Here is a 21,032-nt window from a genome sequence, read left to right as displayed (position 1 = left end):
GCGAACTCTTCCTCTAGGTGCGTGCGGAGTGTGTGATCATGAGTCGAACGGTCGCCGTCATCGGCGGAGGTTACGGGGGATCGGCCGTCGCCAAGGCGCTGGACGCCGAGGCCGACGTCGTCCTCATCGAGCCCAGGGACGCGTTCGTCAACGCGGCGGGATCCCTGCGGGCGCTGACCCGGCCCGACTGGGCGGGCAACATGTTCTTCCCCTACGACAGGCTGATGGCCAGGGGCACGGTGGTCCGCGACCGCGCCGCCTCCGCCGACCCGGACGGCGTCACGCTCGCCTCGGGACGGCGCGTCGAGGCCGACTACCTGGTCCTGGCGTCCGGCTCCAGCTATGTCTACCCGGCCAAGCCGGAGGCCGACTCGACCGCGACGGCGCTGGACGACCTGCGCCGCACCCACAAGGAGCTGGCGGGCGCGGAGCGGGTGCTGATCGCCGGGGCGGGACCGGTCGGGCTGGAGCTGGCCGGTGAGATCAAGGAGGTCTGGCCGGGCAAGCGGGTGACCGTCGTCGATCCGGTCGAGCGGCTCCTTCCCGGTTTCCATCCCGAGCTGCGCCGCGACCTGCGCCGCCAGCTTGACGAGTTGGACGTCCGGCTCCTGCTGGGCACTCGCGTGGCCGCCCCTGCCGCGATGCCGCCGTCCGGACGGGCCGGGACGTTCACCGTGACGACCACCGGCGGTGAGGAGATCACGGCCGACATCTGGTTCCGCGCCCACGGGGTGCGCGTCAACAGCGAGTACCTCGCCGACGGGCGGCTCACGGCCCGGACATCGCAGGGCGAGGTGCCGGTCTCGAAGACCCTCAACGTCCGCGGGCACGACCACGTCTACGCGATCGGCGACCTCACCGACGTGCCGGAGGCGAAGCGGGCCGGGCACGCCATGAAGCACGCCGAGGTCGTGGCGGAGAACATCCTCGCCCAGCTGCGCGGGGAGCGGGCGCCGGCGGTCTACCGGCCCTCGCCCGAGCCCATGATCCTGCTCCCGCTCGGGCCGCGCGGCGGCGTCGGCCAGATGCCCATGGAGGACGGGCCGTCCTCCAGTCCCCACCCACCACCATCCAACGGACGAGCTCCGCTCGACGGCCCCGTCGTCCTCCCGGCCCCGGCGGTCGCCGAGTACAAGGGCGCCGACCTGTTCACCGCACGCTTCGCCGAGCTGTTCGGAACCACTGCCTGAGCATGAAGGGGGCGGGGTGAGCGGTCAGCGGCGCTGGAAGCCGTCCTTGGTGCGCAGGCCGTAGCCGAACGCGCGGTCGAAGGAGATGTGGGCCAGCCAGCCGCACAGCCCGGCGAAGATCGGCGCCCAGGTGAGCGGCCCGAAGGTGTAGGCCGCGATCAGCGCGACCGGGACCAGCGCCCGGTGCGCGGCGTTGTAGTACGGGACCGCGCGCGGCGGGAGCCGGCCCTTCTCGACCTTGTGGGCGTCCTTCGCGCCGGCCAGGAAGGTCAGGTCGGGGGCGATGAAGAAGACGACGGCGAGGACGACCGCGAGCCAGCCGTGGTTGACGCCTTCGAGGACGGCGAAGGCCGTCCAGAAGAGGGCGTTCGCCAGCCACGCGACTCGGCGCACGGTGCGGGCGGGGCTCGGCTTGACGGCGGTCGTGGCGGTGACGGCGGTCGGGGTGGTGATGGTGGTCGGGGTGGTGATGGTGGTCATGGCCCGGACTCCCTCGTGCAGCGGCGGCTAATGCTCTTAGCCATAACCATAAAGCTAAGAGCATTAGCCGTCAAGCTCGGCGGAGCCGGGCGTAGACGTCGCCGGATCGGCCGCGCGGGCGGATGCGCTCCAGTTGCCGTTCGAGGGTGGGCGCGTCCAGCCAGCGCGGGGCGCCGAACCGCATCGTCTCGATGGGGGAGTAGTTGTACTCGTAGCCGCCGGCCGTCGCGCCGAGCCGCTCCACCAGGCGCAGCGCCTCCAGCCCCGCCTCGTGCGCGGACGGGATGTACTCGAACGACAGCGCGGGCACGGCGCGGCTGAGGCCCGCGAGGACGTCCGCCTCGAAGCCCTCCACGTCGATCTTGCAGAAGGCCGGGACGCCGTGCGCCGCGATGAGGTCGTCCAGCGTCGTCACGGCCACCTCGACGGAGCGGTCCCAGCGGACGCGGGCGAAGCTGCGGTCCGTCGTGACCGACTCGATCCAGCCGCGCGACATCGACGACACCGTCGGCGTCGCCGTCGAGAGGGCCAGCTCGGCCCGGCCGCGCCGCGCGCCGACCGCGTCCGGGACGATCGTGACGGCGCCGTCGCGGCCGTAGAGGAGGCGCAGGACGCGCAGGCAGTCGGGTTGCGGCTCGGCCGCCACGACCCGCGCGCCGAGCCCCCGCCAGACGCGCACCCGCCCGCCCACGTGCGCGCCGATGTCGAACGCCACGTTGCCCGGCTTGATGAACTCGCTGTAGAGGCGCGTCGCACGGCGGTGCTTGCCCGGGACGCCGTAGTACATGACCAGGGAACGAGCGATCCCGTAGGCGCGCAGCAGCATCCGCCGACATTACCGCGCGGGTCCACCGGCCCGGCCGGATTCCCGGCGCCGTGTCAGGGAACGTCCTGCGAGGTGGAGACCAGGCCGTGGACCTCTGACCGGCCCAGCCGCTCGCCGTTCGTGCTGCCGCGCGGGCTGCGGGGACGGCTCGCCGGACGCCTCATGCTGCGGATGAACCGGCAGGACGAGGTCGCCCGCCTGCTCGCCGTCCAGCCGGGGGAGCGGGTCCTGGAGGTCGGGTACGGGCCGGGCGGGCTGATCCGCCGCCTCGCCCGCACGCCCGCCGCGCGCGTCTGCGGCGTCGACCCGTCCCCGGAGATGCGCGCCATGGCCGCACGGCGCACGGCCCGGGCGGACCTCCGGGTCGGGACGGCCGAGCACACCGGGTTCGGCGGCGCCGAGTTCGACTGCGTCGTCTCGGTCAACAGCGTGGCGCTCTGGCCGTCCCTGGAGCGCGGGCTCGACGAGCTGCGCCGCGTCACGCGCCCCGGCGGCCGGGTGCTGATCGCCTGGCACGGGGGCCTGCGGCCGCCGCGGCTCACGCGGCGGTTCAGGCTGCCCGACGACCAGCTCGACCGCATCGAGGACGCGCTGCGCCACCGCTTCGCGGACGTCCACCGGCACGAGCTGTCCGATCTCACGGCGTTCACGGCCAGGCGGGACCGCCTGGCCGGGCAGGAGGAGGGGCGCCGCGGCGCAGGTCAGGGCTTGCGGGCCACGCCGCCGTAGACGGAGACCTGCGAGTCGTCGATCTTCCTGGCCTCCTCGTCGGGGCGCCAGTGGTGGACGGCCGTCACGCCCGGTTCGAGCAGTTCAAGGCCGTCGAAGAAGCTCGTGATCTGTGCCTTGGTGCGGCCCTTGGCGCGGATCCCGTGCTCGTTGTGCTTCTTCAGGGCCCGGCTCGGATTGGCGGCGCTCTCGATGTTGATCGTGGAGAGGGCGAGGAAGCTGCCGGACGGGAGCGGCTCCATGAGCCGCCGGACGATCCGCTGGGCCTCGCCGTCGTCGGGGATGAAATGGATGACGGTGAGGAGGCACAGCGCGATGGGCTCGCCCAGGTTGAGCGTCTCGTGGAGCTCCGGCGCGGTCAGTATCGCGTCCGGCTCGGCCAGGTCGGCCTGGATGTAGCGGGAGCGGCCCTGAGGGGTGCTGGTGAGCAGGGCGCGGGCGTGCACGAGCACGATCGGGTCGTTGTCGACGTACACGATCCGGGCGGTCGGATCGACGCTCTGGACGACCTCGTGCAGGTTCGGCGACGTGGGCAGGCCGGTCCCTATGTCGAGGTACTGCCGGATGCCGTGGTCGACGGCCAGGTGGCGCGCCACCCGGACCATGAAGTTGCGGCTGGCCCGCATGGACGTGCGCATGTACGGGGCGATCTTGACGATCTCCTCCGCGGCTTCACGGTCGGCGGCGTAGTTGTCCTTGCCTCCCAGCAGGTAGTCATAGACCCGGGCCGAGTGGGCCACATCGGTCCGCAGATCAGCCGAGCGCGGCTCACTGTCCGCTGTGTCCGGCACGGGAAGCCCCCATCGGTTGGTGCGGTGGCACGCACCACATACTAATGAGGCCGCTCACCCTTTGGATCACGTTTTGTGGGGGTTGAAGGCACGTTGCGGTAAAGGCAATCCCATTGGCAGGGCGAATTCCGTTCAGGACGCCCGAAGGCCGAGGGCCGTTCCGGCGCGGCGCGCGGGTGCGGGCCGGACAGGACGACCGGAGGGTATCGGCCGGTCAGGACGGCGGCAGGCCGAGCGCGCGGGCGATCAGCATGCGCTGCACCTCCGACGTCCCCTCGCCCACCTCCAGGATCTTGGCGTCCCGGTAGAAGCGGCCGACAGCGTACTCGTTCATGAAGCCGTAGCCGCCGAAAATCTGCGTGGCGTCGCGCGCGTTGTCCATCGCGGCGTTCGACGCGACCAGCTTGGCGATCGCCGCCTCCTTCTTGAACGGCTCGCCCGCCAGCAGCTTCGCGGCGGCGGCGTAGTAGGCCAGCCGGGAGGTGTGGGCGCGCAGCTCCATGTCGGCGATCTTGAACTGGATCGCCTGGTAGCGGCCGATCTCCTTGCCGAACGCCTCGCGTTCGCGCACGTAGCGGAGGCATTCGTCCACGCAGCCCTGAGCGAGGCCGACCGACAGCGCGGCGATCGCGATGCGGCCCTCGTCCAGGATGCGGAGGAACTGCGCGTAGCCGCGGCCCCGCTCGCCGACGAGGTTCCCGGCCGGGACGCGCACGTCGTCGAACGACAGCTCGCGGGTGTCGGACGCCGACCAGCCGACCTTCGAGTACTTGCGCCCGACCGTGAAGCCGGGCGTCCCGTTCGGGACGATGATCGTGGAGATCTCGCCGTCGCCGGTGAACGCGGTGACGGTCACGAACGCGGTGATGTCGGTGCCGGAGTTGGTGATGAACGCCTTCGACCCGTTGATCACCCACGAGTCGCCGTCCAGCCGGGCGGTGGTGCGCATCCCGCCGGGCACGTCGGAGCCGCCGCCCGGCTCGGTCAGGCCGAACCCGGCGAGCCGCTCGCCGGAGGTCAGCTGCGGCAGCCAGTGCTCCTTCTGCTCCGGCGACCCGAACCGGTAGATCGGCATCGCGCCCAGCGACACCCCGGCCTCCAGCGTGATCGCCACCGACGAGTCGACGCGCGCCAGCTCCTCCAGGGCCAGGCACAGGGCGAAGTAGTCGCCGCCCATCCCGCCGTGCTCCTCCGGGAACGGCAGCCCGAACAGGCCCATCTTCCCCATCGCGGCGACGATCTCGTACGGGAACTCGCCGCGCTCGTACAGGTCCCCGATCACCGGGGCGACGGTCTCGCGGGCGAACCGCTCGACCGTGCTCCGCAGCTCTTCCTGCTCCTCGGTGAGCGTGAAGTCGATCATCATGTCTCCGTTGCGGGTGAGAGGGCCTGGACGACGCGCGACGGGCTCGGACGGCCGAGACGGCTCGCCAGCCAGCGGCTCGTCGCGACGAGCTTGTCGAGGTCGACGCCCGTCCCGATGCCGAGCCCGTGCAGCATCCAGACGAGGTCCTCGGTGGGCAGGTTGCCGGTGGCGCTGCCCGCGAACGGGCAGCCGCCGAGACCTCCGGCGGACGCGTCCACGACCGTGACCCCGGCCTGGAGCGCGGCGAGCGTGTTGGCGAGCGCCTGCCCGTAGGTGTCGTGGAAGTGGACGGCGAGCCGGTCGGTGCCGATCCCCGCCGCGCCGAGCGCCTCGATCAGCGCGGTGACCTGGCCTGGCGTCCCGACGCCGATCGTGTCGCCGAGGCTGAGCTGGGAGCAGCCGAGGTCCATCATCCGGGACGCGACGGACACGACCTGCTCGATTGGCACGTCCCCCTCCCACGGGTCACCGCACACCATCGACACGTATGCCCGCACCCACAGCCCCTCGGCGCGGGCGCGCGCGACGACCGGGGCGAACATGGCGAGGGACTCGTCCACGGTGCGGTTCAGGTTGCGCTGGGAGAAGCTCTCGGTCGCGCTGCCGAAGATCGCGATCTCGGTGACGCCGTTGGCGAGCGCCCGGTCGAGGCCCCGCTCGTTCGGGACCAGGACGGGATAGCGCAGCTCGGGGGAGCGGGGGAGGACGTCCAGCAGTTCCTCGGCGTCGGCGAGCTGCGGCACCCATTTCGGGTGGACGAAGCTGGTCGTCTCGATCGTGCGCAGGCCCGCGTCCGCCAGCCGGGTCACGAACTCGGACTTGACGTCCACGGGGACGACGGCCTTCTCGTTCTGCAGCCCGTCCCGCGGCCCGACCTCGTAGATCGTGACCTCGGCCGGGAGGCCGGAGAGAGGAACCCGCATCATGCCTCCTCGATCACGGCCAGCACGGCGTCGAGCGCGACCTGCGCGCCCGCGCGGACCGGCAGCTTCGCCACGACCCCGGCGAGCGGCGCGGTGACGGTGTGCTCCATCTTCATCGCCTCGACGACCACGAGCGGCTGGCCCTCGGCGACCCGGTCGCCCTCGGCCGCCTTGACGGCGAGGACCGTCCCCGGCATCGGGCTGCGCAGCACCCCGTCGCCCGCCGCCGACGCGTCCGGGCCGCCCTCGGCGCGGACGTGCTCGCTCAGCGCCCAGGCGTGCCCGCCGCGACCGAGCCACAGCGTGTGGCCGTCGCGTGCGGCCTCGAACGAGGTCGTCCTTCCAGCGTAGGTGAGGGTGAACGGGCTGGTCAGCGACGCCGCGACCGGTGGATCGCCGCCGATGGCGACGCGGGCGTCCGCGGCCCGCCCCTGCACGCGGACCTCCACCGGCCCGCCGCCGGACGGGGTGATGATCCACGGTGTCCAGGCGTGCGCGCCAGGACGCCAGCCGTCCGGAATGTCCCACGGGTCGCCGCCCGAGCCTTCGAGGGCCAGCATCCGCTCCAGCGCGGCGGCGGCCAGCACCTCGGCCGGGACGGACGCGTCCGCCGTCAGCTCGTCCAGGGACCGCTCGACCAGGCCCGTGTCGAGATCGCCCGACACGACGTCCGGATGCGCGAGCAGGCGCCGCAGGAACGCGACGTTCGTCGCGACGCCCAGCAGCGTGTACGCGGCCAGCGCCCGGTCGAGGCGGTGCAGCGCCTCGGCCCGGTCGGAGCCGTGGACGATCACCTTGGCGAGCATCGGGTCGTACGCGCCGCCGACCTCCGTCCCGACGTCGAGCCCGGAGTCGACGCGCGCGTGCTCGGGCTCGGTCAGGGCGAGGACGCGCCCGCCGGTCGGGAGGAAGCCGCGCGAGGGGTCTTCGGCGTAGACGCGGGCCTCGATCGCGTGACCGTCGAGCGCCACGTCGTCCTGCGTGAACGGCAGCGGCTCGCCCCCGGCCACGCGGAGCTGGAGCTCGACCAGGTCGAGGCCGGTGACGAACTCGGTCACGGGGTGCTCGACCTGCAGGCGGGTGTTCATCTCCATGAAGAAGAACTCGTCGGGGCGGTCGGCGGAGACGATGTACTCGACCGTCCCGGCGCCCACGTAGCCGACGGCCTGCGCGGCGGCCACGGCGGCGGCGCCCATCCGCGCGCGGGCCCCGCCGTCCAGGAGGGGCGAGGGCGCCTCCTCGACGATCTTCTGGTGGCGGCGCTGCAGGCTGCATTCGCGCTCGCCCAGGTGGACGGTGTTGCCGTGGGCGTCGGCGAAGACCTGGATCTCGATGTGCCGCGGGTTCTCGACGAACCGCTCGGCGAGCAGCGTGTCGTCGCCGAACGAGCCGCGCGCCTCGCGGCGGGCGGACGCGATCGCGTCGGGCAGGTCGGCCGCGTCCCGGACGAGCCGCATGCCCTTGCCGCCGCCCCCGGCCGACGGCTTGATCAGCACCGGGAGCCCGACCTCCAGGGCAGCGGCCTTCAGCTCGGCGTCGGAGAGGCCGGGCTCGTCCCGTCCCGGCACGACGGGCACGCCCGCCGCCGCGACGGTCCGCTTCGCGCGGATCTTGTCGCCCATCGCCTCGATCGCCCCGGCGGGCGGGCCGATGAACACCAGCCCCGCCTCGCCGCACGCCCGCGCGAACGCGGTGTTCTCGGCGAGGAACCCGTACCCCGGATGGACGGCCGCGGCCCCGGACGCCTTCGCCGCCGCGATCACGGCCTCGATGTCGAGGTACGACGGGACGCGGAGCGCCTCGTCCGCCTCCCGCACATGCCGGGCCCGCGCGTCGGCGTCGGTGTGGACGGCCACCGCACGCACGCCCAGCCGACGCAGCGTGCGGAACACGCGGACGGCGATCTCCCCCCGGTTGGCGACCAGGACGCTGTCGAACATCACACCCTCACATCCGGAAGACGCCGTAGCCGACCGGCTCCAGCGGTGCGTTCGCGGCGACCGACAGCCCGAGCCCCAGCACGCGCCGGGTGTCGACCGGGTCGATCACCCCGTCGTCCCAGAGCCGCGCCGTCGAGTAGTACGGATTGCCCTGTGCCTCATACTGCTCGCGGATCGGCGCCTTGAACGCCTCCTCGTCCTCGGCGGGCCACTCCTCGCCGCGCGCCTCCAGCTGGTCGCGGCGGACGGTCGCGAGGACGCTCACCGCCTGCTCGCCGCCCATCACGGAGATCCGGGCGTTCGGCCACATCCACAGGAAGCGCGGCGAGTACGCCCGGCCGCACATCGCGTAGTTGCCGGCCCCGAACGACCCGCCGATGACGACGGTGAACTTCGGGACGCGCGCGCACGCGACCGCCGTGACCATTTTCGCGCCGTGCTTGGCGATGCCGCCCGCCTCGTATTCGCGGCCGACCATGAACCCGGTGATGTTCTGCAGGAACACCAGCGGGACGCTGCGCCGGTCGCACAGTTCGATGAAATGCGCGCCCTTCTGCGCCGATTCGCTGAACAGGATGCCGTTGTTGGCGACGATCCCGACCGGGTGCCCGTGGATGCGGGCGAAGCCGGTGACGAGCGTCGCGCCGTACTCCTTCTTGAACTCCTGGAAGCGGCTGCCGTCCACGATGCGGGCGATGACCTCCCGCACGTCGTAGGGGGTGCGCGGGTCGGGCGGGACGACCCCGTACAGCTCCGCCGGGTCGGCGGCGGGCTCCTCCGGCGCCGCGACGTCCCACGGGCGCGGCTCGCGCGGACCGAGCGTGGCGACGATGTCGCGGACGATCCGCAGCGCGTCCGCGTCGTCGTCGGCGAGATGGTCGGTGACGCCGGACGTGCGCGAGTGCAGCTCGCCGCCGCCGAGCTCCTCCGCCGTCACGACCTCGCCGGTCGCGGCCTTCACCAGCGGCGGGCCGCCGAGGAAGATCGTGCCCTGGCCGCGGACGATGACGGCCTCGTCGCTCATCGCCGGGACGTAGGCGCCGCCCGCCGTGCACGACCCCATCACCGCCGCGATCTGCGGGATCCCGAGGCCGGACATGGTGGCCTGGTTGTAGAAGATGCGGCCGAAGTGCTCGCGGTCGGGGAACACGTCGTCCTGCCGGGGGAGGAACGCGCCGCCGGAGTCGACCAGGTAGACGCAGGGGAGGCGGTTGTGCAGCGCCACCTCCTGCGCCCGCAGGTGCTTCTTCACCGTGATCGGGTAGTAGGTGCCGCCCTTGACGGTGGCGTCGTTGGCGACGATCACGCATTCGCGGCCGGAGACGCGGCCGACCCCGGTGATGATCCCGGCGCCGGGCGCCTCGTCGTCGTACATGCCGTTCGCGGCCAGCGGGGACAGCTCCAGGAACGCCGACCCCGGGTCGAGGAGCGTGTCGACGCGGTCGCGGGGGAGTAGCTTCCCGCGCGCGACGTGCCGCTCGCGGGCCCGCTCGGGGCCGCCGCGCCCGGCCCGGTCGACGTGCTCGCGCAGCTCCGCGGCGAGGGCCTCGTTGTGCGCGGCGTTCGCCTTGAACGCCTCGGCCGTCACGTCCGCGCGGGAGCCGATCCCGGGTCCGCTCATGACCGTCCGTCCCTCCGGTTAACGATCGTTAACAATGCCGATGTTAATGCGTGTTAACAACACTAGTCTAGACTGGCGCCCATGACATCCCACCCGGCCGGGGACCCGGCGGCGGAATCGGCCGGCGCACCGTCGGCCGGTTCGTCGCGGACCGGGCCGTCGCGGACCGGGCCGTCGCCGGGCGGGCCGCTGCCGCCGAACCCGCGCCGGGCCGAGATCCTCGCCGCCGCGGCCGAGCTGTTCGCGCGGCGCGGCTACCACGGGGTGTCCATCGGCGACCTCGGCCGGGCCGTCGGCCTCACCGGCCCCGCCCTCTACCGGCATTTCCGCGGGAAAGAGGCCGTACTCGCCGAGATGCTCCTCGACATCAGCGAGCGGCTGCTCGCCGAGGGCGTCCGCCGCGCCGCCGACCCCGATCCCGGACGGGCGCTGGACGCGCTGCTCCGCTGGCACATCGCGTTCGCCCTGGACAACCCGGCGCTGATCACCGTGCACGAGCGGGAACTGGACAACGTGCCCGAGCCGCAGCGGCACCGCGTCCGCCGGCTCCAGCGCGCCTACGTGGAGGAATGGGTCACCGTCCTGCGCCGCCTGAACCCGGCCCTGCCGGACGACCGGACGCGCGCCGCCGTCCACGCCGCCTTCGGCCTCCTCAACTCGACCCCGCGCAGCGCCATCGGCCTCGACCGGGCCGCGATGTGCACTCTTCTGCACGCCATGGCCCGCGCCGCCCTCGAAAACGCGCGCTGACGCCATTCACCAGTATGTGAACGGTCAATTAAATCCCCGCTTGGACGGGCCGATTTTCCCGGATGCGCGTTTGTGGACCGTCCACAATCTTGACTTGGTCACCGCGGCATAGGTCAGATGGACGTGAAGGTCACCCGCTCTGACCGAACTAAGGAGTGCCCCATGGACATCGAGGGCGTCGGCTTCTACGAGATCGCACAGAAATACCCGGACCGTCCCGCCGTGCTGGCCCCCGGCGTGCCGGTGTCGTACGGCGGGCTTCACGCCGAAGTGAACCGCCTCTCAAACTCGCTGGAGGGCCTCGGGCTGCGTCCCGGAGACGCGCTGGCGACCGTGCTCGGCAACCGGCCCGAGTTCCTGACGGTCATGCTCGCCGCGCTGCAGTCGGGGCTCTACTTCGTGCCCGTGAGCCGCCACCTGACCACGCCCGAGATCGCTCACATCCTCGCCGACAGCGGCGCCAGGGCGGTCGTGACGGAGAGCGCGTTCGCCGACGCCGTGTCGGGCGCGGCCGACGAGGCGGGCATCCCCGCCGAAGGGCGCGTGAGCGCGGGCCCCGCGGACGGCTACCGCTCGATGGCCGGGCTGTGCGCGACGGGCAGCGCCGAACCGCCCGGCAAGCGCCGGACCGGTTCGATCATGCTGTACACGTCCGGGACGACGGGACGCCCCAAGGGAGTCCGGCGGCCGCTTCTCGACATAGCGCCGGAGACGGTGGCCGGTGTCATGCGCCGGACGCTGATGCGGCACCTCGGCCTGGAACCGGGCGACGACGAGGTCCATCTCGTCGTCGGGCCGCTCTACCACGCGGCGCCCTGCGTCCACGCGCTGATGTCGCTGCACCTCGGGCACGCCGTCGTGATCGCGTCGCGGTTCCGTCCCGAGCACACCCTCGAACTGATCCAGCGGCACGGCGTCACCAACACGGTCATGGTGCCGACGATGTTCCACCGCATGCTCGCCCTGCCGGACGAGGTCAGAGCCCGCTACGACGTGTCGTCGCTGCGGCGGGTGTACCACACCGCCGCGCCCGTCCCCGTGGAGACCAAGACCCGGATGCTGGACTGGTGGGGGCCCGTCCTCTACGAGTACTACGGGTCGACGGAGAGCGGCCCCGTCGTCCTCGCCGGCCCGGAGGAGTGGCTCGCGCGCCCCGGCACGGTCGGCCGCCCGGTCGACGGCGTCCAGATCAAGATCCTCGACGCGGAGGGCCGCGCGCTGCCGGCCGGGGAGACCGGCCTGATCCACGCGAACGGCCATCTGGGCTTCGAGTACCACGGCGACCCCGCCAAGACCGCCGCCACCATGCACGACGGCTTCTACACCGCCGGCGACCTCGGCCACCTCGACAAGGACGGCTGGCTCTACATGAGCGACCGCCGCACCGACCTCATCATCTCCGGCGGCGTGAACATCTACCCGGCCGAGATCGAGAGCGTCCTGCTCCAGCATCCGGCGGTCGCCGACGCGGCCGTCATCGGCGTTCCCGACGACGACCGGGGCCAGGTCGCCGTCGCGGTCGTCGAGCCCGCCGAGGGCGCCCACCCCGGCGACGGCCTCGCCGCCGCGCTCCTCGCGCACTGCGAGCCGCGGCTTGCGAAACCGAAGCATCCGCGCCGGGTGGAGTTCCGCGCCTCGCTGCCCCGCACACCGTCCGGCAAGCTCAGCCGCCTCCGCGTGCGGGACGACTACCTGCACGGATTCCCCGACTGACCGCCCTTCGCCATTCGGCGCGGAACGGTCCCGAACAATTCGCGGCGTACGTCGAACGCCTCCGGGCGCCGCTGCGTACAACGGCACATGAAAGACCTGAAGGTCGCCCCACTCGACGACGTCGCCCCGACCCCAGCCGCTCCGACGAAGACCGACCTTCCCGTCCTCCCCGACCCCACCGTCCACACCGGAGCGGTCGCCGCCGCTCCCGCTCCTTCCACGAACACCGCGCCAGGCCAGGCGTCCGGCGCCGGGACACCGGGCGCCGACGGCGACCGCGGCCGGATCACACGCCTCGGTGACCCGGTCGCGGTCTGGCCGTGTGCCGGCTGCGGACGGCCCGTGCCGCAGCCGGTGCGCGGCGTCCGCGCCGTCCGCTACTGCCAGGACGGCGACGGCGCGTGCGAACGGTCCGCGCGCGACGCCCGCGAACGCGGCCTGGAGTCCCCTGGCCTCACCGGCCAGGTCGCCTGGACGTGGGAGATGGTCGACCGGCTCGAAGGCGCCGCCGACCGGCTCGCGGGCGCGCTGATGTCCGAGCTGAGCGTCGCCGGCGTCGAGCGGCGGATCGCCGACGCCCGCGCCGACGCCGCCGGGCACATCGCGAGCGCGCAGCGGGAACGCGACGCGTCCCAGCAGCAGGCGGAGGCCGCCTGGCGGGAGGCGGCCTCCGCCCGCGACCGCGCGGACGCCGCCTGCGAGCGCGCGGACGCCGCCGGGCGGGACGCCGCGTCCGCCCGCGCCGAGGCCGAACGCCTCACCGCCGAACTCGACACCGCCCGGCGGGAATGCCGCGACGCCCGGGACGACGCCGAAGCCGCCGGCGCCGCCCGCCTCGCCGCGGAACGCGACCGCGACCGCGTCGCCGCCCGCGAAGGCGAACTGCTCGCCTCCCTGGAGAACGCCCGCGCGGAGCTGGTCGCCCTGCACGGGCGGCTGTCGGACGCGGAGACCCTCGCCGAGGGGCAGCGCGTCGAGGCGGACGCCGCGAAACGCTCCGCCGAGGATCTGCGCTCCGCCGTCCGCGACGCCGAGGCCAAGCGCGGCCAGGCCGTCGCCGACCGCGACCAGTTCCAGGCGCGGGCACGGGAGTTCGAGCGGCACAACTGGCAGCTGTCCCGCACGGCCGAGGAGCTGCGCGCCGCGGTCAGGGCCCTCACCGCCGAACGCGACGCGGCCCGCGCCGAAGCCGACCGCGCCCGGAGCCGGGTCGACGCCATGACCGCCATCACCGACGGCCGCCCCGACTTCGCCCCCCGCGACGCCGGCCCGCACCGCCTCGCCGACCGGGAGCCGCCGACCGGCCTGCACCCGCTCCCACCACTGAACGGCGCCGACCCGCTGCTCACCGGCCCCCTGCGCACCGACCCGCTGGGCACCGGCCCCCTGCGCACCGACCCGAGGACCCACCCCAGGACCGGCAACGGACATCACCTGCCCCACGCCGGTTGACCTTCGCTGGCAGGACGTTGAACAGCTAGGAGGTGAGGCCCTACCCCACACTGCACTGGCCCTGAACCGGCCGCCGTATCGCACCGGGGTGGTACGGCGGCCGGTACCTATCTGCGCGCCTCCAGGAAGGCGGCATAGTCGAGCGCCCCGGCATGGACGGCTGCGTGCACGGCGCGGGCGATCCTCGCGCCCCACGTGGAACGCGGCCCCGCGAACGGCTCTTCCGCCCCGCCGCCGGTCGTGGCGGCGACGCAGATGACGTCGGACGCGGTGCCCGTGCACGGATATCCCGCTTCGAGAAGAGCCTGCGTCTTGGCCTCGGTGGCGGTGACGACCGCGTTCACCAGCGCCCCGTCGTTCAACGGCACCGGAACGGCGACGACGATGTTGACGGTCCCGGGCGTCCACGGCGACGGCGACTCACCGCTCGCCCGCAGCGGCGGCCGGGGAGGCGTCGCCCCGTCCAGGAGCATCGGCGCGAGCTCGGGGTCGACGGTCCCGGCGGGCGCGGCGGCCCACGTCGGGACGCGCAGCCCGACCGTCGCGGACACGCTCACACCCTCGTCGTCCGCCCGCTTCGTACGGGACACCGACGCCGCCGTGAGCATGCCGACACCCGGGCCGTCCAGGCCGTGCGACCCGGCGAGCTCCTCCAGATGGACGACCGGGTCCATCCGCGAGTAGGCGCCCGGGACCTGCGCGTTCAGCACCCAGCGGGCCGGGCCGATCCCGCCGCCGAGCATCGCCGACGAGATCATCCGATGCCCGTCGCCGGCCCGCCACACCGTGGACGCGAGCCGCTTCCCGCCCTCCACCCGCCACGTCATCTCAACCTTCACGGACGGTCCCCTGCCCCTTCTGACGACCGTCCCGCTCGCCGTCCGCCGGCCATCCCGACGACCGTTCCGCCGACCGTCCCGTCGGCCGCTCCAGCGACAGGATCGGCCGCCCGCCGGGGCCGGGACCGACGTGCACCCGCGCGTCGAAATGCTCCTCGACGGCGGCGCGGGTGAGGACCTGCGCGGGCGGACCCGCCGCGGCGACCCGCCCGCCCGAGAGGAGGACGAGGTCGTCGGCGTACTGCCCCGCCAGCGTCAGGTCGTGGATCGTCGTCACCACGGTCAGCTCGTCGGAGAGCCTCAGCTGGTCGACCAGCTCCATCACCTGCTGCTGGTGGCCGATGTCGAGGGCGGTGGTCGGCTCGTCCAGCAGCAGCACCGACGTCTGCTGCGCCAGCGCCCGCGCCAGCACCGCCCGCTGCCGCTCACCGCCCGAGAGATTGTCCAGCGGGCGGGACGCGAACCCGGTGAGATCCAGCCGGTCGAGGACGTCGGCCGTGATGGCCCGGTCGCGGGCGCTCTCCCGTCCGAGATGCGGGATGTAGGGGGAACGTCCGAGAAGCGTGTAGTCGAAGACGGTCATCCCGGCCGGGATGCTCGGGCTCTGCGGCGCGTAGGCGATCAGCCGCGCCCGCTGCCTCGGCTTCAGCGCCGCCACGTCCGAACCGGCCAGCGTGATGCCGCCCCTGGACGGCACCAGGCCCAGGACGGCGCGCAGCAGCGTCGACTTCCCGGCCCCGTTCGGCCCGATGACGGCCGTCCACGACCCCGCCGGGACGTCCAGCGACACGTCCTTCAGCACCGCGCGGTCGCCGAGCGCGACGTCCAGCCCCCGGATCTCGATCGTCACGTGTCCACCTGCCTGCGGCTGGCGCGGAGCACGGCGACGAAGAACGGCCCGCCGACGAACGCCGTCACGACGCCGAGCGGGATCTCGCCGGGCTTGATCGCCGTCCGCGCCACCAGGTCCGCGAGCCCCAGGAACGCCGCGCCGCCGAGCAGCGACAGCGGCAGCACGATCCGGTACGACCCGCCCGCCAGCCGCCGCACGATATGCGGCACCACGATCCCGACGAACCCGATCAGCCCGCTCACCGCGACCGCGCACGCCGTCGCCAGCGACGCCGCCATCAGCACCGTCAGCCGCACCCGCGCCGCCGACAGGCCCAGCGCCGCCGCCTCCTCGTCGCCGACGCTCAGCACGTCCAGCAGCCGCCCGTGCACCAGCAGCACCACGGTCGACACCAGCGCGTAGGGCGCGACCAGGGCGAGCTGATGCCAGTCCGCCGACCCGACGCCGCCGAGGATCCACGAGAAGATCCGCTGCAGCTCCTCCGCCTTCAACTGCTGGACGAACGTCTGCACCGCCGAGAGGAACGTCGACACCGCGACCCCCGCCAGCACCAGCGTCGCCATCCCGTTCCCGTTTCCGCGCCCCGCCGTGTTGCCGAGCGCGTACGCCATGAACACCCCGCAGATCGCGCCCACGAACGCCGCCAGCGGCACCCCGTACCCCGGATCGCCCGGAACCAGCGCGATCACCAACGTCGCCCCGACCCCGGCGCCGCCCGCCGCGCCCAGCAGATACGGGTCGGCGAGCGGATTGCGGAACACCCCCTGATACCCGGCCCCCGCCAGCGCGAGCATCCCGCCAACCAGCGCCGCCATCAGCGCCCTCGGCACCCGCAGCTCGAACAGCACGTTCTCGTCGATCACGGCGAGCCCGGAGTCGACGTCCACGAACGGCAGCCTGTCGGCCAGCGCCTTCAGCACCCCGGCGACGGGCAGCCCCGCCGACCCGACCAGCACCCCGGTCAGCAGGGTCGCCGCCAGCAGCACCACCGCCACCCCGAGCGGCAGCGCCCGCAACCGCGCCTGCCCCGCCGCCTGTCGCGGCACCGAGCCCCGCAAGATCGAGGACACCCGCCCGCGCTGACGGCTCACGAGCGGACGCCCATCAGGGCAGTGATCACTGGACCTTCTGCACCGCGTCGCCGATCGCCTTCGCGAACTCGGGCAGGCGCGGACCCCACCGGGAGGCGACGTCGTCGTCGAGTTCGACCACGCCGTTGTTCTTGACCGCGTCCAGTTCCGGCCAGCCGGGCCGCTTCGCGACCGCGGCGGCGTTCTGCCCGCAGCACTTGGTGTCGGCCAGGAAGATCAGATCCGGGTCCTGCTTGAGGAGGTACTCGCGGGACAGCTGCGGGTACCCGCCGGACGCCTTGTCCGCCGCGTCCGCGATGTTGCGGAGGCCGAACATCCCGTACACCTGGCCGACGAAGGTCTTGGACGTCACGCTGTGAAACTGGTTGTCGAGCTCGTGGTAGTACGTGAGCCCCTTCGCCTTGGACGACGCCGCGACGGTCTTCGCTATCTCGGCCCGCATGCCGTCGACGACCTTCTTCGCCTCCTCGGCATGCCCGGTCGCCAGCCCGAGGTCGTTGATCTCGTCGTACGCCTCGTCCAGCTTGGTCGCCGCGGGCTCCAGCAGGACGGGGACCTTGACCTTCTCCAGCGCCTTCACGATGCCGTTCAGGTCATCGGACAGGACGACGAGGTCGGGCTTGTACGCGATGATCGCCTCTGCGTTCGGCTTGAAGCCGGACAGCTTCGTGCGGGGCGCGTTCGCCGGGAAGTTCGAGTAGTCGTCCACCGCCACGACCTGCGGCCCGGCGCCGATCGCGAACAGCGTCTCGGTGTGCGTGGGGGAGAGCGACACGATCCGCTTCGGATCGGCCGGGACCTTCACCGCGCCGTTGGCCGCCTGAACGGTGACGGTCTTCGCGCCTGACGTCTTGCTGTCGCCGTCGTCGCCGCCACAGGCACCGGCGAGCATGACGGCGCAGGCCGCCATCACCACGACGAGGGAACGTACGGGTCTCACTGAAGCCTCCTGGATGCAGGGAAGCCGCGGCCCGCTCATGACGGATCGCCCTTCCACGAGGTCGAAAATCGTCGGCGCGCGGTGAGGCGACCTGGCTCGGCCCTTTTCGGGGCACCACAGTTGCGGGACAGCACCGGATTCACACCGGATTTCGCTCCTTCGCGCGCAGCAACGCAACGGTATCAGCCGCTGAATCCGGATTCGTCCTGCTCGTAGCGGGATAGTTCACTTCCCGCCTATACGGAGTGAGTTCTCACTCCGTACGTCCCGTAAGCCCTCACGCCTCCCACAGCATGAGCTACCTCACAACCGCCCGACACACCCCAGCCGAGATGCCACACCCGAAGACCAACACCACAAATGAATAACTCAACCCCGCACCACAGCTGACAGAACACCCACGACCCGAGGCCAACGACCAAGGACGCCACCCACAAGCCACGCCCACAACCAACCCAGCGATCAGCCGACCGCGCCGACCGCGACGCTGCTGCCCCGCGTGGCGGGCGCCGCGGGCGGAGGTCGCGGCGGTGCTGGGGGCTGCTGCGTAGTGGGCCACGAGCCGACGAACCCTTCGGGCGCCGTGCTCACGGTGGTCGGCCTGCTGATCCACTCCATCGGCGGCGACGTCATCCACCGGTCTTCCTGCCGGTCGTGACCGCTTCGCCCACCTCACCACTCACCGAGACCCAGGCCACTCACGTCACAATGAAGGACCAAGGCCACGAGCACACCACCGCCGCACACACCAATACGCCAACCGCCGATACCGGCCATACGCCGCAGCGAGCACCGCCCCGAACGCGAGCGCCAAATCCGCAGCCGTTCTGCCCGCTCCGGCGCCAGTCCTGTACGCACCACAGCTCGTTTCACGGCTCGTTCGCCATACCTCGGCCATCCGCCCCGGGGTGCACTGCCTCGACCGCCGCGACATCTGCAGCCGCGCCCACCGACTCCAACGCCGGTCCTGCGCACACCGCACCCCGCCGTCCCTCCGCTGATGCCTCGGTCGCCTTGCCAAGCGCACCACCGCCTGGGCTACCGCCACAGACACGATCGCCCCCAACGCCATCGCGACGGCTTGCGACGCCCTTGTAGAGGCGAACGGCCGTGCTCGGCGAGCGTGCCGAACAGGGCTTGCAGCGGCGTGTGGCCGGGTGTGGTCGTTGGCAGACGGCTGAGGCGCGCAGCCGCCTGCCGCCAGTGTCGAAAGTACGGGCGTGGTGGGTGTCCTTGTCTGAACACCACCGCAAATTGGCTGCGCATTGGGGGCGTGTGGAGCACGGGTTAAGAAGGGAGGCGGTTTCGTGGGACGTCCGGCAAACCACGCTACGAAGAGACTGTCCAGGGAGGGCGGCCCGATCCCTGTCAGCTGTACGTCGTCGCTACGAGCGTGTGACACCACCTGGATCACCCATGGCAGGGGAGGAACCCATGCCCAGCCCCGCGGCAAGCCCCACTCGCCGTGGAGCCCCAGGAGGGGACGGAGTCAGCTGCTACGGCTTGGCCTATGCCTCCCAGCAAAGTCCCGCCTTCCTTGGGCCTCCACCTCTGGCGTCACACCGTCACGGGCACCGTCACCCGCGCCGAGCTCAACCGCTCTGGCCCGCCCAGGACAGACAGATTGCTGTGCATTGCGGACACGAACAGATGAAGGTGACCGTTCAGGAGTGGTGCGGGTTGTCTGCTGCGGCCTGGTCCTTGGCTTCCACATAGAAGTCATGCAGGGCAGTGGGCTCGGGGAGCAGGCGCATCGGTCGCGCAGCCCCGAACGGGGCGTTCCAGAAAGACCCGTGGCGCGGCTTCCACGGCCCAGCATACGCATAGGGCTCGTCCAAGTAGTCATCACCCAGGCTTATGCCGTAGTTGACCTCGTCGAGGCTTATTCCCACGTCGAAATGTTCAGGCCAAAGCACTGGCATGGAATTGGGTGCAAATCTGGAAAGAGCCTCATGACCTCGATGGAAACATTCTTCGATGTACTGCGCCGCCTGCGCATCGACACCAAGGGTGTCGTCCAGTTCGACACCGCTGCCCCCCTCATAGAGGTCCTCGACGCCACCGGCATCGATGCCCGCCGCCGCGGCGAGTTCTCTGCAGGTGGTGCCGTTCAACGGGATCTCCCGTTCACCGGCCACGAGCTCTGTCCCGTTCACCCGCAGGTGAGGGTCTTGGACGGTGCCGAACCCACCCTGAAGGATCCTCAGCCGAATCGTTCCGCTCTGCCGGTACTGTGGCCCGGCGAGCACCAGCTCAGCCACTCCATGCAACGAACGACGGGCCGTGTCCAATGTTTGCCGATCGACGTCCATGCTCCGTCCTCCTGCTAGGGGCTCCAGCGCCACTCAGGCAATCACAGACCGTCCGGATCTCCGCTTCGGGTCGCGTACTGTTCCGCTAGTTTCCGGTCGTTCTCCGCCCACCTGCGGTGCCGGGCGGCCGACTGCAGATGCAGCTCGGCCTCCTCCGGATCGGCCGTGGCCATCCGCTCCAGCAGGATCGCCGCCCGGTCGTGCGCTCGCGCCGAGGAGACCATCGCCTGACGCGCGTACTCCTCGGTCTCACGCTTGTGCTCCGCGGGACCGTCCGGCAGCTCACCGTCGCGGACACCGGCCGTCCGCCGACTCCCGCGCGCTTTCAGCGGCAGCGCGCGGTCTCTGCTGCCCATACCAGCCAACCCGACGTCCGAGCCCGTCGATCAACCAGCCCTCCAGACACGTTCGACTATCTACCCAGTAACCCATCCGTTCAGCCACCCAAGGCACCCGCGACTATCAGCTACGCACAATCCAGGACAAACCTCATCTCGCGCCCGTCGCCCACCGCCCATGCAATCGATGCTGGGACGAAGCCATGGTTGCCCTCATCGCGGGAAATGTCATCGTCTTTGTAACCCGAGGTTTCCCAAAAGTTCGTCGGCGATCTCGGCGCGGACATACCGGATCCCGATGCCAGAGCCCATGCCGAGTCCACCGTCCTCGAGTTCGTGGACCCAGTCGTGTTCAGCACAGCTGCGATGCCGACCTGGCCGGCCCCTTCCGCTCCAGGCTGGGCGGGGCCGCGGCCCACGAAGACCGAACGGCACCGGGAGCCGGATAGTCCGATGGCTTCAACCAGGTCGCGCCACAGGTGCCACCTCAGCGCACCGCGATCGTCCAGGTACGCCATCACGAGCTCCTTCGGCGTAAGTGCCGACGCTTCCGTGGCGGATGGCTTCAATGGCCGGTGAACCAGACAACCAGGGTGTCGGCCTGATGATCTAACAGCAGGGCCGATTTGCGGCCGCTTCGGTGTAGGTGCCGGACGCGGTCGCCGCGGATTACTTCGGTGGCTGGTGGCTAGTGGCCGAGTGTCGGTCTGGCTGGTCATGCGGCCATGGCGGTTTGAGGGCTCCTTCGGCGTAAGTGCTGGCACCTCCGTGGCGGATCGCTTCAGTGGCCGGTGAACCGGGTGACCAGGGTGTCGGCCTAGTGGTTGGCGGGAGGTCGGCTTGCGGGGTGTTTCGGTGTTGTTGCGATTGTGATGGGG

At 71.8% G+C, this 21,032-nt stretch carries 19 protein-coding genes and 1 riboswitch; of the genes, 5 read left to right on the top strand and 14 right to left on the bottom strand.

Features of this window, described 5'->3' with window-relative positions; all coding sequences use genetic code 11:
* Positions 1-38: 38 nt before the first annotated feature.
* Complete coding sequence (locus tag E1264_RS11185; protein ID WP_132172350.1) at positions 39-1,190, top strand: FAD-dependent oxidoreductase; 1,152 nt, start codon at positions 39-41, stop codon at positions 1,188-1,190.
* Between the two features lie 24 nt (positions 1,191-1,214).
* Here E1264_RS11185 and E1264_RS11180 read toward each other — a convergent pair whose 3' ends face one another.
* Positions 1,215-1,670, bottom strand: coding sequence for a DUF4260 family protein (locus E1264_RS11180; protein WP_207935851.1), 456 nt, complete (start codon positions 1,668-1,670; stop codon positions 1,215-1,217).
* Positions 1,671-1,740: 70 nt separating this feature from the next.
* On the bottom strand, positions 1,741-2,496 hold the full coding sequence (locus E1264_RS11170; RefSeq protein ID WP_132172348.1) for an FkbM family methyltransferase: 756 nt from the start codon (positions 2,494-2,496) through the stop codon (positions 1,741-1,743).
* Between the two features lie 72 nt (positions 2,497-2,568).
* Here E1264_RS11170 and E1264_RS11165 point away from each other — a divergent pair, with 72 nt between their 5' ends.
* Positions 2,569-3,225 (top strand): methyltransferase domain-containing protein, encoded by a 657-nt coding sequence (locus E1264_RS11165; RefSeq protein WP_243710864.1) that lies wholly within the window; start codon positions 2,569-2,571, stop codon positions 3,223-3,225.
* Here the strand turns inward: E1264_RS11165 and E1264_RS11160 are convergent.
* The 5 genes from E1264_RS11160 to E1264_RS11140 form a co-directional block, all read right to left on the bottom strand.
* The gene (locus E1264_RS11160) at positions 3,198-4,016 is read right to left on the bottom strand and encodes an SAM-dependent methyltransferase (RefSeq protein ID WP_132172346.1); all 819 of its coding nucleotides are present in this window, start codon (positions 4,014-4,016) and stop codon (positions 3,198-3,200) included. The genes E1264_RS11165 and E1264_RS11160 overlap by 28 nt on opposite strands.
* A 214-nt stretch (positions 4,017-4,230) precedes the next feature.
* On the bottom strand, positions 4,231-5,379 hold the full coding sequence (locus tag E1264_RS11155; RefSeq protein WP_132172384.1) for an acyl-CoA dehydrogenase family protein: 1,149 nt from the start codon (positions 5,377-5,379) through the stop codon (positions 4,231-4,233).
* Positions 5,379-6,308 (bottom strand): hydroxymethylglutaryl-CoA lyase, encoded by a 930-nt coding sequence (locus E1264_RS11150; protein ID WP_132172344.1) that lies wholly within the window; start codon positions 6,306-6,308, stop codon positions 5,379-5,381. Before E1264_RS11150 ends, E1264_RS11155 begins: the two co-directional genes overlap by 1 nt.
* On the bottom strand, positions 6,305-8,245 hold the full coding sequence (locus E1264_RS11145; RefSeq protein ID WP_132172342.1) for a biotin carboxylase N-terminal domain-containing protein: 1,941 nt from the start codon (positions 8,243-8,245) through the stop codon (positions 6,305-6,307). The genes E1264_RS11150 and E1264_RS11145 overlap by 4 nt, the downstream gene beginning before the upstream one ends.
* Positions 8,246-8,252: 7 nt before the next feature.
* Positions 8,253-9,866 (bottom strand): carboxyl transferase domain-containing protein, encoded by a 1,614-nt coding sequence (locus E1264_RS11140; protein ID WP_132172340.1) that lies wholly within the window; start codon positions 9,864-9,866, stop codon positions 8,253-8,255.
* Between the two features lie 81 nt (positions 9,867-9,947).
* Here E1264_RS11140 and E1264_RS11135 point away from each other — a divergent pair, with 81 nt between their 5' ends.
* The 3 genes from E1264_RS11135 to E1264_RS11125 all read left to right on the top strand — a co-directional run bounded on the left by E1264_RS11135 (position 9,948) and on the right by E1264_RS11125 (position 13,781).
* Positions 9,948-10,616, top strand: a complete 669-nt coding sequence (locus E1264_RS11135) for a TetR/AcrR family transcriptional regulator (RefSeq protein WP_132172338.1) — start codon at positions 9,948-9,950, stop codon at positions 10,614-10,616.
* A 162-nt stretch (positions 10,617-10,778) separates the two neighbouring features.
* Positions 10,779-12,329 carry an AMP-binding protein gene (locus E1264_RS11130; protein WP_132172336.1) on the top strand — a complete coding sequence of 517 codons (1,551 nt, stop codon included), beginning with the start codon at positions 10,779-10,781 and terminating at the stop codon, positions 12,327-12,329.
* 87 nt (positions 12,330-12,416) lie between these two features.
* Complete coding sequence (locus E1264_RS11125; protein ID WP_132172334.1) at positions 12,417-13,781, top strand: chromosome segregation ATPase; 1,365 nt, start codon at positions 12,417-12,419, stop codon at positions 13,779-13,781.
* Between the two features lie 107 nt (positions 13,782-13,888).
* Here the strand turns inward: E1264_RS11125 and E1264_RS11120 are convergent, their stop codons facing one another.
* From E1264_RS11120 to E1264_RS11095, 7 genes are all read right to left on the bottom strand, one after another.
* Positions 13,889-14,620 (bottom strand): adenosylcobinamide amidohydrolase, encoded by a 732-nt coding sequence (locus E1264_RS11120; RefSeq protein WP_347813382.1) that lies wholly within the window; start codon positions 14,618-14,620, stop codon positions 13,889-13,891.
* Entirely contained in the window at positions 14,610-15,470 is an 861-nt protein-coding gene (locus tag E1264_RS11115) for an ABC transporter ATP-binding protein (protein WP_132172326.1), read from the bottom strand. The genes E1264_RS11120 and E1264_RS11115 overlap by 11 nt, the downstream gene beginning before the upstream one ends.
* Entirely contained in the window at positions 15,467-16,489 is a 1,023-nt protein-coding gene (locus E1264_RS11110) for an iron ABC transporter permease (protein ID WP_132172380.1), read from the bottom strand. The genes E1264_RS11115 and E1264_RS11110 overlap by 4 nt, the downstream gene beginning before the upstream one ends.
* Positions 16,490-16,589: 100 nt before the next feature.
* Positions 16,590-17,504 (bottom strand): ABC transporter substrate-binding protein, encoded by a 915-nt coding sequence (locus E1264_RS11105; protein ID WP_347813380.1) that lies wholly within the window; start codon positions 17,502-17,504, stop codon positions 16,590-16,592.
* Positions 17,487-17,701, bottom strand: a riboswitch (cobalamin riboswitch). It overlaps the preceding gene by 18 nt.
* Positions 17,702-17,966: 265 nt before the next feature.
* A complete protein-coding gene (locus E1264_RS43280; RefSeq protein WP_165964123.1) occupies positions 17,967-18,137 on the bottom strand; it encodes a hypothetical protein in 171 nt (56 codons plus the stop codon).
* Between the two features lie 1,031 nt (positions 18,138-19,168).
* A complete protein-coding gene (locus E1264_RS11100) occupies positions 19,169-19,816 on the bottom strand; it encodes a hypothetical protein (protein WP_132172324.1) in 648 nt (215 codons plus the stop codon).
* A 41-nt stretch (positions 19,817-19,857) separates the two neighbouring features.
* Positions 19,858-20,172 (bottom strand): hypothetical protein, encoded by a 315-nt coding sequence (locus tag E1264_RS11095; protein ID WP_132172322.1) that lies wholly within the window; start codon positions 20,170-20,172, stop codon positions 19,858-19,860.
* Positions 20,173-21,032: the final 860 nt, after the last annotated feature.

The organism is Actinomadura sp. KC216 (assembly GCF_004348535.1).
GTDB lineage: Bacteria > Actinomycetota > Actinomycetes > Streptosporangiales > Streptosporangiaceae > Spirillospora.
Note: the sequence above shows the minus strand (reverse complement) of the source record. Positions and strands in the feature narration are given on the sequence as shown.

Coding starts and splice junctions, on each gene's coding strand:
- E1264_RS11185 (WP_132172350.1), top strand. CDS start 39: ATGAGTCGAACGGTCGCCGTCATCGGCGGAGGTTACGGGGGATCGGCC.
- E1264_RS11180 (WP_207935851.1), bottom strand. CDS start 1,670: ATGACCACCATCACCACCCCGACCACCATCACCACCCCGACCGCCGTC.
- E1264_RS11170 (WP_132172348.1), bottom strand. CDS start 2,496: ATGCTGCTGCGCGCCTACGGGATCGCTCGTTCCCTGGTCATGTACTAC.
- E1264_RS11155 (WP_132172384.1), bottom strand. CDS start 5,379: ATGATCGACTTCACGCTCACCGAGGAGCAGGAAGAGCTGCGGAGCACG.
- E1264_RS11150 (WP_132172344.1), bottom strand. CDS start 6,308: ATGATGCGGGTTCCTCTCTCCGGCCTCCCGGCCGAGGTCACGATCTAC.
- E1264_RS11145 (WP_132172342.1), bottom strand. CDS start 8,245: ATGTTCGACAGCGTCCTGGTCGCCAACCGGGGGGAGATCGCCGTCCGC.
- E1264_RS11140 (WP_132172340.1), bottom strand. CDS start 9,866: ATGAGCGGACCCGGGATCGGCTCCCGCGCGGACGTGACGGCCGAGGCG.
- E1264_RS11135 (WP_132172338.1), top strand. CDS start 9,948: ATGACATCCCACCCGGCCGGGGACCCGGCGGCGGAATCGGCCGGCGCA.
- E1264_RS11130 (WP_132172336.1), top strand. CDS start 10,779: ATGGACATCGAGGGCGTCGGCTTCTACGAGATCGCACAGAAATACCCG.
- E1264_RS11125 (WP_132172334.1), top strand. CDS start 12,417: ATGAAAGACCTGAAGGTCGCCCCACTCGACGACGTCGCCCCGACCCCA.
- E1264_RS43280 (WP_165964123.1), bottom strand. CDS start 18,137: ATGACGTCGCCGCCGATGGAGTGGATCAGCAGGCCGACCACCGTGAGC.
- E1264_RS11100 (WP_132172324.1), bottom strand. CDS start 19,816: ATGGACGTCGATCGGCAAACATTGGACACGGCCCGTCGTTCGTTGCAT.
- E1264_RS11095 (WP_132172322.1), bottom strand. CDS start 20,172: ATGGGCAGCAGAGACCGCGCGCTGCCGCTGAAAGCGCGCGGGAGTCGG.